General features: G+C 60.5%; 11 protein-coding genes and 2 pseudogenes. 7 read left to right on the top strand and 6 right to left on the bottom strand.

Going from position 1 to position 15,719, the window contains the following annotated elements; translation table 11 throughout:
• Positions 1–47: 47 nt before the first annotated feature.
• From FHS81_RS19100 to FHS81_RS17890, 5 genes and pseudogenes are all read left to right on the top strand, one after another.
• Positions 48–221, top strand: a pseudogene (locus tag FHS81_RS19100) (DUF3363 domain-containing protein); the annotation flags it as partial.
• Between the two features lie 120 nt (positions 222–341).
• Positions 342–752, top strand: a pseudogene (locus FHS81_RS17875) (transposase); the annotation flags it as partial.
• Positions 753–1,007: 255 nt separating this feature from the next.
• A complete protein-coding gene (locus FHS81_RS17880; RefSeq protein WP_183754905.1) occupies positions 1,008–1,745 on the top strand; it encodes an SDR family NAD(P)-dependent oxidoreductase in 738 nt (245 codons plus the stop codon).
• A gap of 77 nt (positions 1,746–1,822) precedes the next feature.
• Positions 1,823–2,293, top strand: a complete 471-nt coding sequence (locus FHS81_RS17885; RefSeq protein ID WP_183754907.1) for a UPF0149 family protein — start codon at positions 1,823–1,825, stop codon at positions 2,291–2,293.
• A 340-nt stretch (positions 2,294–2,633) separates the two neighbouring features.
• Entirely contained in the window at positions 2,634–3,458 is an 825-nt protein-coding gene (locus FHS81_RS17890) for a transposase zinc-binding domain-containing protein (RefSeq protein WP_281374544.1), read from the top strand.
• Here the strand turns inward: FHS81_RS17890 and FHS81_RS17895 are convergent.
• From FHS81_RS17895 to FHS81_RS17920, 6 genes are all read right to left on the bottom strand, one after another.
• Positions 3,398–4,264, bottom strand: a complete 867-nt coding sequence (locus tag FHS81_RS17895; protein ID WP_183754909.1) for a recombinase family protein — start codon at positions 4,262–4,264, stop codon at positions 3,398–3,400. The two genes, FHS81_RS17890 and FHS81_RS17895, sit on opposite strands and share 61 nt — an antisense overlap.
• A 141-nt stretch (positions 4,265–4,405) precedes the next feature.
• Complete coding sequence (locus FHS81_RS17900) at positions 4,406–7,315, bottom strand: Tn3 family transposase (RefSeq protein ID WP_183754911.1); 2,910 nt, start codon at positions 7,313–7,315, stop codon at positions 4,406–4,408.
• An 84-nt stretch (positions 7,316–7,399) separates the two neighbouring features.
• Positions 7,400–7,981: a recombinase family protein gene (locus FHS81_RS17905; protein WP_428982467.1), complete on the bottom strand. Its 582-nt coding sequence runs from the start codon at positions 7,979–7,981 to the stop codon at positions 7,400–7,402.
• 230 nt (positions 7,982–8,211) lie between these two features.
• Positions 8,212–8,829 carry a cation efflux transmembrane domain-containing protein gene (locus tag FHS81_RS17910; protein ID WP_183754913.1) on the bottom strand — a complete coding sequence of 206 codons (618 nt, stop codon included), beginning with the start codon at positions 8,827–8,829 and terminating at the stop codon, positions 8,212–8,214.
• 67 nt (positions 8,830–8,896) lie between these two features.
• The gene (locus tag FHS81_RS17915) at positions 8,897–11,029 is read right to left on the bottom strand and encodes a heavy metal translocating P-type ATPase (RefSeq protein WP_183754921.1); all 2,133 of its coding nucleotides are present in this window, start codon (positions 11,027–11,029) and stop codon (positions 8,897–8,899) included.
• A gap of 111 nt (positions 11,030–11,140) precedes the next feature.
• A complete protein-coding gene (locus FHS81_RS17920) occupies positions 11,141–14,107 on the bottom strand; it encodes a Tn3 family transposase (RefSeq protein WP_183754915.1) in 2,967 nt (988 codons plus the stop codon).
• A 163-nt stretch (positions 14,108–14,270) separates the two neighbouring features.
• Between FHS81_RS17920 and FHS81_RS17925 the strand changes: the two genes are divergently transcribed.
• A complete protein-coding gene (locus FHS81_RS17925; RefSeq protein ID WP_056103231.1) occupies positions 14,271–14,852 on the top strand; it encodes a recombinase family protein in 582 nt (193 codons plus the stop codon).
• 70 nt (positions 14,853–14,922) lie between these two features.
• Positions 14,923–15,342, top strand: a complete 420-nt coding sequence (locus tag FHS81_RS17930) for a MerR family transcriptional regulator (RefSeq protein WP_183754917.1) — start codon at positions 14,923–14,925, stop codon at positions 15,340–15,342.
• Positions 15,343–15,719: the final 377 nt, after the last annotated feature.

Raw genomic sequence — 15,719 nt, forward strand, 5'->3', positions numbered from 1 at the left:
ATGCCCGTTTCTTCGACCTGCGCCATGAACCGCCAAAGCCGTGACGGCAGTTCGAGGCCCGCGTTCCGGGCGGTGATTATGAGGGCTATGTCGATGCTCATGTCCGTCGGCTGGAGGCGCTGCGCGGGTCGGGCTCGTCGAGCGGATCGACGCCTACCAATGACGCATCCCCGATGATCTGGTCAGCCGCGCCGCCCGACTATGATGCCGGCCGCGGCCGTGCTTCCCGCGCAAATCCGCAACAGATGATCCGGCACCGGGGATGCGCTAGCACTGTCTACTTTGCTGCCATATCTAGATAGGCGGCCAGCTCTTCGGGCGCGGCCTTCGGGAATGCCCGCTTCAGGAAATCGAGGTTCATTGCAAGGCTGGCCGCCCTGGTACCGAAGCCCAGAGTCAACCTAACCCGCTTCCACGGGGTGTTCGCACCCAACAGTCGGCACCGGGCGTTGGTCACGCCGGCAAAACGGGGCAGGGGCAACAAGGTCAGGGTGGCTGATGAACCGGCAACACCAGCACAACGGCGAGCGTCGATGACATGGGCGCAACGGCTCAAGCGTGTTTTCAATATCGACATCGAGACCTGCAGCGGCTGCGGCGGCGCCATGAAAGTCATCGCCTGCATTGAAGACCCTATAGTGATCAAGCAGATCCTTGATCACCTGAAGCACAAAGCCGAAACCAGCGGGACCAGGGCGTTACCCGAAAGCCGGGCGCCACCGGCTGAGCTGCTCCTGGGTCTGTTTGACTGACGAGCCTGAAGGCCAACGATACCAATCAAAATGCTGCGTTCACAGCGCCGCGGCAGGGATCCGCCGTGCTGGTTGTCGGAAAAGGAGCCGCTAGTGGGAAAGAGGAGGGTAAATTTTCAGCGTTGCTGGCTCCCCGTCAGCCGGATTGGGTTGCATCGCAGGGGTGTCGAAAGAGTCAACTGCGGTCCAAAGCTGTTTGACTTGGGTGAAAAGGGCGTTTATTCTTCCTATACGTCCCTTCCGACAGGAGCCGACATGTCCACTCCCCTTGCAGGCAGGACCGCCCTGGTCACCGGCGGCGCGCGCGGCATCGGCGCGGCGATCGTGCGCCGGCTGCATGCCGACGGCGCGAACGTGGCCATCACCGACGTGCTCGCGGACGAAGGCCGCGCCCTGGCCGACAGCCTTGGCGAACGCGCTGCCTTCTTCGAGCACGACGTGACCTCCGACGATGCATGGCGCGAGGTGGTCGCCGCCACTGTCGCCGCGTTCGGCGGCCTCCATGTGCTGATCAACAATGCCGGCATCTACGAACCCGGCAGCATTGCCGACGCCGAGCTGGCCGGGGTCGAGCGGCAGATCCGGGTCAACCAGTTCGGCAGTTTCCTGGGCATGCGCCACGCGCAGGCGCCGATGCGTTCGGCCGGTGGCGGCAGCATCGTCAACATCAGCTCGATCGCCGGCCTGCTCGGCTTTCCCGGCGCGGCCGCCTATGCCGGCACCAAATGGGCAGTGCGCGGCATGACCAAGACCGCCGCGGTGGAGCTGGCGCCCGACCGCATCCGCGTCAACTCCGTGCATCCGGGCTTTATCGAGACCCCGATGAACGGCAAGAACAGCGACGAGGCCAACCAGGCCGGCATCGACGCCACGCCGCTCAAGCGCGTCGGCCAGCCCGACGAGATCGCCGCGGCCGTGGCCTATCTGGTCGGCCCGGGCGCGGAATTCGTCACCGGCGCCGAGCTGACCGTGGACGGCGGCTGGGTCTTGTAGCCCGCCACCGCCTCCGAAGGGGCCAAGCCCGGCGGCAAGGACTACCATGCACGCCTTCCCGCAGGATGCCCGCCGCCATGTCCACGCCCCCGCCCTACCTCGACGACGCCCAGATCGAACGCCTGGCCGAGCTGCTGGAGCAGCGCGCGGTGCCGTTCAAGGGCTTCAACCTGGAAGCGCTGGACGGCTTCCTGTCGGCGCTGGTGGTGTCGCCTTCGCTCGTGCCGCCGAGTGAATGGGAGCCGCTGGTGTGGGGCGGCAAGCCCCCGCGCTGGGACAGCATCGAAGAGGCCATGGACGTGCAGCAGCTGCTGATGGGCCACTGGAACATGTGCGCCGCGCGTTCGCAGCACGGCGAGGACGAGCTGCCCGATCACCTCGCACCGCTGATGTGGCTGCCCGAGGACCCGGAACTGACCGGCGAGGAGGCCCTGCACGAGGACGAACTCGACGTCGGCAGCGACTGGGCCCTGGGCTTCTTCGAAGGCGTGGCGCTGCGCGAGGCTAGCGGTAAGCTTTGGCTTGGTCGTGTTTTTTTAACTGTTTGATTTGATTTAAATTTAAGCATTCGAGAACTGTTTAAAATTCTGATAGCATGAAATCTGGTTGGCAATGGTGTGAAAAATATCATCACAGAAAAAACCACTGAATCATCCCTTGAAAACAAGGAGCTCGTGATTCTGACGGTAAGCGCGACGGTAAAAACCAAAGCCAGCCTTTCTTGAAACCTTTACCCTCAAGGGGTTAGGTTCCTCGTTGATGATTGAGTGGGAGTGACGGGCACTGGCTGGCAATGTCTAGCAACGGCAGGCATTTCGGCTGAGGGTAAAAGAACTTTCCGCTAAGCGATAGACTGTATGTAAACACAGTATTGCAAGGACGCGGAACATGCCTCATGTGGCGGCCAGGACGGCCAGCCGGGATCGGGATACTGGTCGTTACCAGAGCCACCGACCCGAGCAAACCCTTCTCTATCAGATCGTTGACGAGTATTACCCGGCATTCGCTGCGCTTATGGCAGAGCAGGGAAAGGAATTGCCGGGCTATGTGCAACGGGAATTTGAAGAATTTCTCCAATGCGGGCGGCTGGAGCATGGCTTTCTACGGGTTCGCTGCGAGTCTTGCCACGCCGAGCACCTGGTCGCTTTCAGCTGTAAGCGTCGCGGTTTCTGCCCGAGCTGTGGGGCGCGGCGGATGGCCGAAAGTGCCGCCTTGCTGGTTGATGAAGTACTGCCTGAACAACCCATGCGTCAGTGGGTGTTGAGTTTCCCGTTTCACCTGCGTTTCCTGTTTGCCAGCCGGCCCGAGATCATGGGGCGGGTGCTGGGCATCGTTTACCGCGTCATTGCCACGCACCTGGTCAAGAAAGCGGGCCATACCCACCAAGTGGCCAAGACGGGCGCGGTCACCCTGATCCAGCGTTTTGGATCGGCGCTCAATCTGAATGTTCACTTCCACATGCTGTTTCTCGACGGTGTGTATGTCGAGCAATCCCACGGCTCAGCGCGTTTCTGCTGGGTCAAGGCGCCGACCAGCCCAGAGCTCACCCAGCTGACGCACACCATCGCCCACCGGGTGGGTCGCTATCTGGCCCAGTCGGCCCGAAGCTGTGATTTTGGCCAAGTTGAAGAACAAAGGTTGAACGCTCGTGTCTACCAGGACCGTTCTTCACCACCGATTTCGTGGATATCGACCTCGATAGAGCACCTGTAGCTCTCGGCGATGTTGAACATCTCTGTTTGGAGATTTTCGATTTCATCATCTAGGCTGACGCCATCGGGCTCGCGGTCATAGGCGATGGTCAGAGTATAATCGCAGTTGCTGGTCTTTTGCATCTGATAACCACGCTCCAGCATCGCCTCGATGCGCTCGCGTGCGGGCTTTCTTCCCCGGCCATGCTTGTTGAAGTTCTCGATGATCAGATGCAGGGCGATGGTGGCTGAGGGCGGCTTCTCCGGCAGCTCGGTCTTTGGCGGAATGACGTCGAGCGCCCGATAGACGGTCATTCTTGAGATCTTCAACTCGCGAGCGACACTCGCCTTGCTGGCCCCTTCCGCAATTCGGCGCCGGATTTCATCGTCGTCGACGTTTTTCTTTCGGCCCCTATAGATACCCTCGGCTCGTGCCGCCTCGATCCCGGCGCGCTGGCGGTCCTTGATGAACTTCAATTCCATGTCGGCAACCATGCCGAGGATGGTGATCACCATCCGCCCCATGCTTCCGGCCGTCGTGACTTCCGGCTCGAGCACCCGCAACGAGGCTCCTTTTTCTTCGAGTTCATGGATCAGGTTCAGAACATCGCGTGTGGAGCGACCGAGTCGATCGAGGCGCAAGACGACAAGTTCGTCGCCAGCACGCAGGAACTGCATGATCGCCTCCAGTTCCGTGCGCCCGGTTCGCGATGCGCCCGATCCTGTTTCCGAACGAACGATTTCACAGCCCGCTGCCTTCAACCGGGCAATCTGGATGTCGAGATCCTGGTCCGTTGTGCTGACGCGGGCATAACCGACGCGGGTCATGGGTAAATCCGTCACATTAGGGTGGCTTTGTCCTTGTATCGTCACATTGACGGCAAATCCACCCTTTTGTGACATGCGCATATGTCACTTTCGATCGTCACGCTAAGGTGCACCCAAATGTGATGATCGGGATTGCCTCGGTCATGCCGCCAGCCGCCCAAAATCGATCCGGCTATTCAGATCGAGGTCGAAACGACCATATGGGTTGACGTGACTGTAAATCAGCGGCGTGAGGCCGCGATAATCCTCCGGCGTCATCCGGCCCGCCCATTTCGGTTCCACCAGCACGGTCTGAAGCATGCGGGTGTTCACGTAGACGAGTGACGCCTGCAGCAAATGCAGCGCAAGGGCGGAGACCTCCTGCTCGTCGACCCGGTTGGTGGCGATCTCACCGGCCTTGCCGAAGAACACGAACCCGTTGGCGCTGTTCCAGTTCTCCACGACATTCAGCCCCTCGTGGATTTCGCGGCGGAGCGATTCCTGACGAAGATACCGGCACAGGAAGATCGTCTTGACCGCGCGACCGAGCTCGCTCAGCGCCTTGTAGGTCGGGTGCATCACTTCGGCCCTTGCAAACCGGCGCAGGATCGCCTCCGGGTCTGCCGTTCTCGTCTTCATCGCGGCGGCATATTTGACCATCTCATCATACTGCTGCTCGATCTCCTCCCAGTTGATTGCGCCGGAAAGGATCGGCAGGAGATTCGGGAGCCGCGCGCGCATCGCCGCGTCCGGAATCGCCAGCTTCTGGCGACCGATGGCTTTCAGACGCGGCGCGAGTTCGAACCCGAGAAGGCGACAAAACGCGAAGCCGACCGCGCTCTGACCATGGCTGTCGACATACTGGCGCTGAATTTCCATGTCGGTGCAATGGCGAAGAACGCCTTCGATCATGGAAGCGACCTCCGAAGACGAGCACCGCTTGAGCTGCGAATAAACGCAGGTCGCGCGTTTCTCGACGTGCCAGTAGATCATGACGCCGCGCCCACCATAGCGGGCATGCCATTCCGTCATGAGATTGCGGTCCCACGCGCCGAACTTCGTGGAATCGGACGCGCAGGCCGTGCCCGCGTCACCCCAAACGGCTGCGTTGCGGATCGCCAGCGTCGCGTTCGCAACCCGCGCGCAGGCCTCTCTCAGTGCCGGTGCATGGATGAAGCGACGATGAACATGCAGCAATTCCTCATAGCTCACGTCGGGTGTCGCGCCCGCGACCCGCTTGATCCCGGCATTCGTGCCGAGCGCATAGAGGCACAACAAAAGCCGTCGATCCAGCGTCTCTTTCGATAGAGAAACCCTCGACGCCGACGTTTCGAAAGCATCCAGAAAGCCGGTATCGAGTGCAGCCTCCTTCAGCACGTCGAGCAACCCGGTCATCGGCCAGCGTCCGCCGATCTCCCCTTTGATCGCATCGAGGCCTTTCGGCTCGGGTGCAGGCTTGAGCGGTGTGATCGAGATGCGGTTTTCGCCACGCCACAGAAGCCGGACCTTATCATTGTCCGGGATATTGGCATTGAGGAGCAACAGTTCCCGCTCAAGCTCTGAACGGATGGCAGACGTAAACGTCCTCGCGTCTGGTGTCAGGTTGAGGCCGGAATAGTAGGCGTCACGCCGGATTTCGAAGTCTTTGGGAAGATCGTCGTCAGGGTTCCGGTAACGGTCCGCGCCAACGACCCAGATTTCCTTGGAGCGAATGCGGTCGCGCAACAACGTGAGAACGCAAAGCTCGTAGCTGATCCGGTTAACACGCCCATCGTCGTCGATGACGGAGCTGCGCCACCTGGCGGGAATAACCTCATCAATCGGAACGTCCTGCACCGGCACGAACCGGCAGCCGTCATCCATCTTGCTCCGAATCCAGTCGAGCGCCGCAAGCACCGGGCGCCACATGGTGTTGTTCGACCGGAATTCCAGAACCGAAAGCAGGCTGGGCAGCATGCGCCGGTAATGATTGGCCCAGGAAGAGCGCATCACCTTATATATACGCCGATCAAGCGCCCCTTTCGCCTGGCTTTCCTTGACGATCGCCGCCAGCTTGTCCTTGCCGACAATCGGGAAAATCACATCGCAGACGCGCCCGGACGGTTCCTCGATCGAGGCGCTGGCGATCTCGACCAGCAGCCGTTCCTTTCCGTAGACCCGCTCGATGTCCTTTGCGATATCGCTCACGACCTTGCGTTTCGAGCGCGTGCCGATCTTGTGGATCGTCTCGATCAGAAGATCGACCATCGCATCCGTCAACTGCGCCTCGCGGAACAGAAGATAAATCGCATACAGCCCGATCTGCCGCGCAGGCGCGTGCCGGCGCATCTCCGAAGCCTTTTCGCCTCCAACGCGACGAACAATCTGCTCTACCCAGGCCTTGCCGGTCGTCGCGAGAAGATCCTGAGGCAGATCGAGTTTCTGAATGAAGGCGAGTTTCGCCGTCATGCCGAGCATGTTGTCGAGCGAAGCCTGGCCAGCGTCACCTTTCATCGTGTTAAACCCGGTCTGGCCGTCCGGATCGGTGATTGAAGCCTCCAGCAATGCGACCGTGCTCGCCGAAAGCCGGTCGTGCACGCCGCCCAACCAGCTATCCAGATAGTGCTGTCGTTGCGACCGCGCCAGGCGTTCCAACTCCCTGCGCGAAGGCCCGTAAATACGCCGATCCCGGCACCACAGAAAAACATGCTCGAGCATGGCGCTGACCGACTGCCCACTCGGGCACAACTCGCTCGCCATCCACAACGTCAGCTGTTCCCGATCAGCCCGCTTCAAACGTCGAAAGCCAAGGTGCTGCAAAATCTCCGCGCAATGCCGACGGGCAGTGCGACCGGAGAAATCATAGTGATTCACGGCGTCAGCTTCGAGGCCCAGCTGCTCGGCCAGATACAAAACACCATCGGCGGGGAGCGCCGCATGATCCTGCACGAAGAAGCCGTGCGCGGCGAAGAATTTAAGCTGAATCGCCAGTCCCAGCCGCGCCGGTCCGGGTTTGCCGTTCACAAAATCAGTGTCGGAAAAGCTCAGGCTCCAGCGGCCGATGAAATCCTCGCTCGATATACCTAAACCCATCACGCCACTCCTATAGCCGGAGCGGCACGTCATTCTCCCAAAGTGCAGCCGTCAATCAGTTCACGCTTGTTCCCACAACGTTCTTCAACTTGGCCAAAATCGCAGCTTCGGGCCGACCGGGCCCAGGAGGCGGGCGACTTCCGTAACCGGCTTGTTTTTCTCGTTGATGAGCTGGCGCGCGTGGGCGATCTGCTCGGCCGTGAGGGCAGGGGAGGGGCCGAACCGCACGCCTCGGGCCTTCGCTGCGATCCGGCCGGCGCTCGTGCGCTCCGCGATCAAGGCTCGCTCGAACTCGGCCATGCCGGCGAACACGGTCAGCACCATGCGCCCGGCCGGCGTCGTCGTATCAGCCCAAGGCTCTGCCAGCGAGCGCAGGCCAGCGCCGGCCTCCTTGATCCGCTCCGCGATCGCCAGAAGGTCGGCTGTCGATCGGGCGAGGCGGTCTAGCCGGGTGATCGTCACCACGTCGCCGGCGCGCAAATGGTCGAGCATCCGCGCCAGCTCGGGCCGGTCCCGCTTCGCTCCGGATGCCTTTTCCTCAAAGATGCGGATGCAGCCGGCCGCGCCAAGGGCGGCCCGCTGCTGGTCGAGGTCCTGGCCGCGCGTCGAGACGCGGGCATAGCCGATGAACACCCGGCCGGTGTCGGAATCTGGTTGGCGGTTCACGGCCTTCTCCTGTCGCAAATCATGTCGCAGGTGTTTTAGCACTTGCGACAAAGACATGCGACAGTGACGGTTTCGCCTAAGTCACTGAACCACAAGGAATTCGGATTTTCCCGCCAAGGTGCTGCTTAACTTAGGATTCTTGCGACTATGGAAGCATCTTCGCCGGCGCTCACGACAAGGGCTGAAGCACGAGTGTGCTGCTATGGCTGACTTAGAGAAGGGCTCGCGAACTAATCATGTTGTTTTCCTCTTTTTTCAGCTTCACCGGCTTTCTCAAGGATTTCGAAGCCGCTTCTGACAACGACAACAACCACACCCAAGCCAATGATTAGATCCGGGTAGGGCGAACTGAAAAGAATTACGGCAAGACCCGAAAGCGCGATCGCCGAGTTCACGAGCATGTCGTTCGTGGTGAAAATCCATGAGGCTTGCAGATGCACGCCGCCTTCCCGATGAGATTTCAGGAACCACATGCAAACCATATTCGTAAGGGCGCTCGCGATTGCCACGGCAATCATGACCGGTCCGATCGGATCGGAGCCAGTGAAGAAGCGCCGGCCGACTTCAAATAAAAGAAGACCAGCCAATGCTATCAGAAGGATTCCTGACAATCGGGCAACTCGAACCTTCGCTGCCAAGCCGCGACCTACGACGAAAAGGCTGATGGCGTATACACCTGCATCGCCAAGATTATCGAGCGCAGAACCCATCAGTCCGGTTGACTGAGCCCACCACCCTAATCCTCCCACAATGGCTGCTTGGGCAGTATTGATCGCAAGTACCCATGCGAGCGCCCATCGTTCGCTCTTCTCGGATGAATTGGCATTGTCCTGAGGGTGATTATTCATAAGTCACACATCGGCTTTCTCGGCAAGAAGCGGAAGCTGCAATCTGCATATGCCCACTGTTCTAAGCTCATTTGTCGGGGGTGCCGCGCCACGTTAGCAGGCGTAGCGCATTGGCCGTAACGAGGACCGTAGCGCCCGTATCGGCGAGGATGGCCATCCAGAGCGTGGTGACGCCGAATAGAGTCGTCACGAGGAAGACGGCCTTCAGTCCAAGTGCTATGGCGATGTTCTGCCAGATATTGCCGAGGGTCGCCTGCGACAACCCGATGAGATCGGCGATACCCGTCACCCGGTTTCTGAGCAGCGCGGCATCGGCGGTTTCAAGCGCGACATCCGTTCCCGCGCCCATGGCGACGCCAACGGAAGCGGCAGCGAGCGCGGGAGCGTCGTTGATACCGTCTCCCACCATGGCAATCGGCCCATCAGCCTTGAGGCGACTGATCTCGGCAAGCTTGGCGTCAGGAAGAAGTTCGGCGCTCGCCTCAAGGCCGAGATGGGCCGCGATGGCGTCGGCCGTGCGCTTGTTATCGCCGGTCAGCATCAGAGGACGCACACCGCGATTCGTCAGCCGCTTTACACCTTCGATGGCGTCGTCGCGCGGCTCGTCGCGCAACGCGATCAACCCCTCGATGGTCTTGCCCTTCATAAGCACGACGACCGTCTTGCCTTCGCTCTCCAGTTCGGTGATCGTCTCAGCGATACTCCCTTCAAGGGAAGCCTGTTCGGCAGCGTGGCGGGGAGATCCGACCGAAGCGAATCCCTCCTTCAGCCGCGCTGTGACCGCCTTGCCGGGTGTGGCCATGCCGCCTCCAAAGGTGGCAGGCAGTTCGAGCCCCCGCACCTCTGCCGCCTCCACGATTGCCACCCCAAGCGGATGGCTGGTGCTGCGCTCGACAGCCGCCGCGATGGCTAGAACCGAGTTCACATCACCTCTGATCGGCACAATATCTGTCACCTGGGGACGGCCGCGCGTCAGCGTTCCCGTCTTGTCGAAGGCAACAGTTATGACCTTGCCAAGTGTTTCCAGCGCCGCACCGCCCTTGATCAGCAGTCCCTGCCGCGCACCGGCGGCAAGACCAGAGGCAATAGCCGCCGGCGTGGAAATCACGAGCGCGCAGGGGCAGGCAATCAGCAGCGTGGCGAGGCCGCGATACACCCATGTCATCCAGTCACCGCCGAAGGCGAGCGGCGGCACGACAATGATCAGAGCTGCGACAACCATCGCGCCCGGCGTATACCAGCGGCTGAAACGGTCGATCATGCGCGCCGTCGGAGCCTTTGATTCCTGAGCTTCCTCGACCATGTGGATGATGCGGGCAATGGTGTTGTCAGCCGCGACATGGCTAATCGATACGCGCAGTTCGCCGTTGGCATTGATGCTACCCGCATAGACGGTTGCACCGGCTTCTTTCAGCACGGGCACGGATTCGCCTGTTACGGGGGCCTCATCGACCTCAGATACACCGTCAATCACCGTGCCATCAGACGGCACACGGTCTCCCGGCCGAACCACAACGACATCACCGATGGCCAGCTCTTCCGCAGCGACCTTCTCAACGGTACCATCACGCTCGCGGAACGCGACCCGGGGCACGAGGTCGATCAGCGCCTCAATGCCTGCCCGCGCGCGGCCAGCCGCGACCGTTTCAAGTAATTCGCCCACTGCGAACAGGAAGATCACGACAGCAGCTTCTTCGGCCTCGCCGATGGCGACCGCGCCGATTGCTGCGACTGTCATCAGTGTCTCAATGGTGAAGGGCGAGCCGGACATCGCGCCGGCGACCGCCCGCCTCGCGAACGGGATAACGCTGATCAGCGCCGCGCCTGAATAGAGCCATTGCTCCAAATCCGGTAGAATACGCGCGAGGGCGAAGGCAAGGACGAACAGGGCACCGGTAAGGAGGACGAGCCGACCCTTGCTTCCTTTCCACCAAGCCTCCGTAATGCGCTTCCGAGGCGGGCTTGTCTTTAGCACGGCCTGCTCGATCACTGGCGTGTAGCCGAGCGCCCGAATCTTTTGCTCAATGGTGCCGAGGGCCGTGCGGCTCTCCTCCAATTGCAACGCAAGCGTCTCGCTGGCGTAACTGATATCGATGTCGCTAACGCCCGGCAGGCGTCGCATCGCCGTCTCGATTTTCATCGCGCAAGATGCACAATCCATGCCTTCTATGCGCAGTCTGTAGGGCCTTGCCGCCGTCATCATGTCACCTCGACTTTCCCGATGTGACACCCCAGATACAGCCTGTAGTCACTATAGGGCGTCACGACACGAAAGTGGTGGATCTGTCCGACATTTGAGAACATATGGTGATCAAGCGGCCAGCATGGACGTCTCGCGCCGAAGCGGCCTGAGGTCGAGGCTGTCAGTCGGGGTCCAGATGTAATCGCCGGTGAGGCTGATATGCTGCCATCCGAGCGGCGTGATGTGCTTGATCACGTCTGCCGGCGTCGCAATGCCTTCGCGATTGAGTTCGGCGAAAGTCGGTTCGAGATAGAGCGTGTTCCAGTAAACGATCGCGTTGATGAGCAGGTTTAGCCCGGACGCTCTGTAGAACTGGCTCTCGAAGGTTCTGTCCCGAAGCTCTCCGAGACGATTGAAGAACAGCGCCCGGGCCAGAGTGTTCTGGGCCTCGCTCTTGTTGAGGCCTGCGGTCGCGTTCCTGCGCATTTCAGGGTTCTGCCACCATTGCAGCAGGAAGATGGATCGATTGATGCGTCCAATGTCGCGCAACGCGAGCGCCAGTCCGTTTTGGCGCGGGAATGCGGACAGTTTCGCCAGCAAGATCGAAGGCCGCACCTGGCCGGAACGGATCGTCGTGACGAGACGCAGGATGTCATTCCAGTTTGCCCTAATCCGCTCGACGTTGACGGGTTCGCCGAAGAGCGGGGCGAGGTTTTGGGGAGGCGCGTCGCCCGGGAAGAGATAGAGCCGGCGATCCTTAAGGCCGCGCAACCGGGGCACGAGCTGGAAACCGACAAGATGGCAAAGAGCGAAACTCATGTCGCTGACCCCGCCGGTGTCGACATAGTGGGTTTCGATAGCGAGATCGCTGCCGTGATAGAGCAGACCGTCGAGGACGTATATGGCCTCGCTCGCATTAGCGTTCATGGCGATGATGTGGAACGCCCCATACTGGTCGGAGGTGAAGCGATAGAACTTGGCGCCGGGGTTAGGGCCATAGCGGGCGTTGAGGTCGCCGATCGCCTCGGCGTGCCCTCCCGCCGGAAAATACTGCCCGTCCGAGGATGAGGTGGTTCCGTCGCCCCACAATTTCGCGAGAGGCAATTGCCTCTGGGCATTGACAAGGATGGCATGCGCGCCGGTGTAACCCTCCTCCCGGATATGCCAGTCATGCGCCCAGGCGAGCTGGCGCATCGTCAGCCCAGGGGAAACATCCGCCATTCTGGTGAGTCCGAGATTGATGCCGTCCGCCAGAACGGCGGTAAGCAGGGCAAGCTTGTTGTCGGCCGTGCGCCCGGTGCGCAGATGGGTGAACGCATTCGAAAATCCCGTGCGGGCGTCCACCTCAAGCAGCAGGTCGGTGATGCGGACGGCAGGCAGCCGGTTTTCCACCTTCGGTTTCAACGATTTCGCGATGTCCGGAAACATGGCCTTGTGCGGCGTGACGCTGAAACCCGCGCCGGCCAATTCGACATCGTCGAGCTCACCGGCTTCTGCCAGACGGGAAAGCTCGCTCAGCCCATCGTTCAAGGTCTGGCGCTGTTGCTTCAGATAGGTTTCAACATCGGTATCGACGGCGACCGGAAGCGGACCTTCCTCGCGCATCAACTCGAATGTCGGCGCGGGAATGAGGAAACTCTCGAAGGACTGGAAGCGCTTCGCGCCTTCCACCCAGACATCGCCGGCATCGAGCCGGCGTTTCAATTCACTGAACAGGCACAGTTCATAGGCCTTGCGATCGATCTTGCCATCCTGCAGGATCAGAGGCATCCAGCCTCTCGGTGCGAAGGATATGGGAGCTCTGTCGGGTATCGCTCTTTTCCCTTTGCGGTACAGATCAGCGACCATGGATAGCGCCCGCAGGAGATTCGCCGCGACGGCGTGGCCGCGAAACACGAACGTCGACAGGAACTCCGGTGCCATTTTCCGGATTGTTGGATAGCGCTGCAGCATTTCGATCTTCCCGTCGATGCTGTCCGGGGCAATCAGCGTGTCGACCGCGTGGACACTGGTCGCGAAGGCCGGCCATTGAATGACCGCTTCGAGCGACCTGCCGATATCCTCGCCTTTTTTCCAGGCCTCGATGATCGCGTGGCAAACTTTCGAAACGTCCTTCAGCGGCTTCTGAACCTCCCGGACGGAACGGGTGATGCGGGCGGTCGCCTGATTGTCGGCTCGCCGCGTCATGGCGCCGATCAGCTTCTTGAACACGTCGATTGCGCAATCGGTCAGATGGCGGGAAAGATGCAGGACCGTTGCAGCCAGCACGGCATGCCGGCGGTCGGGGTTAAGGTCGCGCAAATGCTGAGCACTCATCCGCATCCCTTCCGCGGCGAGTTCGTCAAAAACCTTGACCGGAATGCGCTCCATCAGTTCCATTGACAGGCTCAGTGCCCGAAGAAACTGGACGCGTTCGGCTATCCTGTCGAGATTGACAGCGGTAGGCGACAATGCCGGTGTTCTCGCCCACGCAAGGATGGTCACATTCGTCCCCGCACGCGGCTCGAGAAGTTTGTCGAGGTCGCGCTTCTGGCCTTCCGAAAGCCCGCCAGCCAGGGCCCGGTGAGCGATGCGGATGCCGCGCCGGATTGCAACGTGGATGATGGCTTCGAGTGCTCTGCGCGCCGGCAGGAGAATTCGCCGACGTCGCAATTCCTCCACAATCATATCCGCCAAAACATCGGCCCGGCGCAGGGTTTGCGCCGCGGGTGTCAGCCAGCCGGTCAATGCCCGCACGTCCGAAGGCGCAAATGGGCGTATCTTCATTTTCTCGAACAGCAGCGCAAGGTGCTCGCGGCGCGTCTGCGGACGTTCGAAATATCGATCGATCTCGCGATGATCGGCGCCGATCTGCCGCGCCAGGAACCGCAAGACGCCGGAAGGCAGGATCTCACCATCCGCGAGCGGTCGGCCTGGAAATCGCAACATCGCCAGAACGCAGGCCAGACCCAGGCGGTTCGCTGCACGGTTCTGCCGCATGATCAGATCGAGATCCGACTGGTCCAGCGTGTAATGTTTAGCGATCTCTCTTTCGTCCTCCGGGAGAGCTGTTGCCTGGCTCCACCATGTCTCGCTCAGCAATGCTCTTCGAGCCATTCATCACCCTCCCTTTCATCGCGGACGCTGCACCGAAATGGAAAATGCCTGTCCGGCAAACGGTCGTTTCGCGGCTTCCACAGGTTTCGTCCATAAACCTTGCCATTCGACGGCAAACCGGACATTGTCCGAATTCAATGGGAAAGCGGACAAATCACACGTCATGACCTCGATCGGCTACGCAAGGGTATCCACCGGCGATCAGGATACGGCGCTGCAACTCGATGCGCTGCGCAAGGCTGGCTGCGAGAAGCTGTTCGAAGACAAGGCATCGGGTGTGAAAACCGATCGGCCGGGGCTCGCCCAAGCCGTGCGCTATGCTCGAGACGGCGACACGCTTACGGTCTGGAAGCTCGACCGTCTCGGCCGATCGATGAAGCACCTGATCGAGATCGTCACCGAGCTGGAATCCAAGGGTGTAGGCTTTCGATCTATCACCGAAAACATCGACACCACGACACCCGGCGGTCGCTTGGTCTTCCATCTGTTCGGGGCGCTGGCCCAGTTCGAACGCGATCTCATTCGGGAAAGAACCCGCGCCGGACTACAGGCAGCAGAGGAAAGGGGTCGGCGCGGAGGCCGGCAAGCTGTCGTCACGCCGGAGAAGCTCGCTAAGGTCCGCCAGCATCTGGCTGCCGGCCTCAATGTTCGCGAAGCCGCCGCGCGCGTGAAAATCGGCAAGACCGCGCTCTACGAAGCCCTCAAAGCCGAAAAATCAGCCGCACCCACCGTCAAACCGGCATGAGTTCTTCATGCGTTCTCAAATGTCGGACAGATTCATCACTTTCGTGTCGTGACGCCTATAGGGTCAAGAGATGAACGACGAGATTCTGATGATCGGCCAATTGGCCAGACAGACCGGCACCAAGGTCGAGACGATCCGGTTCTACGAAAAGAACGGCATCCTGCCGGCACCCACACGCACCAAGGGCAACTATCGTGCATATGAGCTGGTCCACCTCAACCGGCTCAGCTTCGTCAGGCGTGCACGAGAGCTTGGCTTCTCGCTCGATCAGATCAGGGAATTTCTTAAACTAGCTGACGATCGTTCGGGGTCTTGCACGGCGGTCGATGCGATCGCAAAGGAGCATCGGAAGGAGGTCGAGCGAAAAATCGAAGATCTAACTGCGCTCAAGTCCGAACTTGACAGGATGATCGACCAGTGTGGATGCGGCCTTATCGCAGATTGTAGGATAATTGAGAGCCTGTCTCCGCTGCCAGCGAGCAACTTATGAACTGCGCCTTGTCGAAGCTTTACATCCAACATCCGCTTGGAGGGGTTGACTGCTCGAAGCTGCCGTTCCGCTTCCCAACCCAAAATCGCTGTTCAGCCGTCGCGGAAATCCCCGACCCTACCCCGACCCTACAACGCATTTTGCGACAATACCCTGTGACGTAACAGGTCTTGGAGTAGCGCGACATGGCAATGGCTCGGGCGGGCCTAGCCGCAACAGGCAGACGCTCCCGTCTGCTGCGCGCGATGCCTCGGTTTGCAGATCGCCGGGCGCGGGCTGAGAGGCCCCTGAACATTAAAGGGGCACAGATATACGGTAGGCCGATTTCACGCCTTTTGCGCAGCCTTCTTGATGGCAGCTACGAAGCCCAACAGTTC

The organism is Pseudochelatococcus contaminans (assembly GCF_014195635.1).
In the GTDB taxonomy this organism is placed as follows: Bacteria; Pseudomonadota; Alphaproteobacteria; order Rhizobiales; family Beijerinckiaceae; genus Pseudochelatococcus; species Pseudochelatococcus contaminans.

Excerpts from the sequence above, each read along its gene's own strand:
- FHS81_RS17920 (WP_183754915.1), bottom strand. The coding sequence starts at position 14,107 with ATGGCTCGAAGAGCATTGCTGAGCGAGACATGGTGGAGCCAGGCAACA.
- FHS81_RS17925 (WP_056103231.1), top strand. The coding sequence starts at position 14,271 with ATGACCTCGATCGGCTACGCAAGGGTATCCACCGGCGATCAGGATACG.
- FHS81_RS17885 (WP_183754907.1), top strand. The coding sequence starts at position 1,823 with ATGTCCACGCCCCCGCCCTACCTCGACGACGCCCAGATCGAACGCCTG.
- FHS81_RS17890 (WP_281374544.1), top strand. The coding sequence starts at position 2,634 with ATGCCTCATGTGGCGGCCAGGACGGCCAGCCGGGATCGGGATACTGGT.
- FHS81_RS17930 (WP_183754917.1), top strand. The coding sequence starts at position 14,923 with ATGAACGACGAGATTCTGATGATCGGCCAATTGGCCAGACAGACCGGC.
- FHS81_RS17895 (WP_183754909.1), bottom strand. The coding sequence starts at position 4,264 with ATGACCCGCGTCGGTTATGCCCGCGTCAGCACAACGGACCAGGATCTC.
- FHS81_RS17910 (WP_183754913.1), bottom strand. The coding sequence starts at position 8,829 with ATGAATAATCACCCTCAGGACAATGCCAATTCATCCGAGAAGAGCGAA.
- FHS81_RS17900 (WP_183754911.1), bottom strand. The coding sequence starts at position 7,315 with ATGGGTTTAGGTATATCGAGCGAGGATTTCATCGGCCGCTGGAGCCTG.
- FHS81_RS17880 (WP_183754905.1), top strand. The coding sequence starts at position 1,008 with ATGTCCACTCCCCTTGCAGGCAGGACCGCCCTGGTCACCGGCGGCGCG.
- FHS81_RS17915 (WP_183754921.1), bottom strand. The coding sequence starts at position 11,029 with ATGACGGCGGCAAGGCCCTACAGACTGCGCATAGAAGGCATGGATTGT.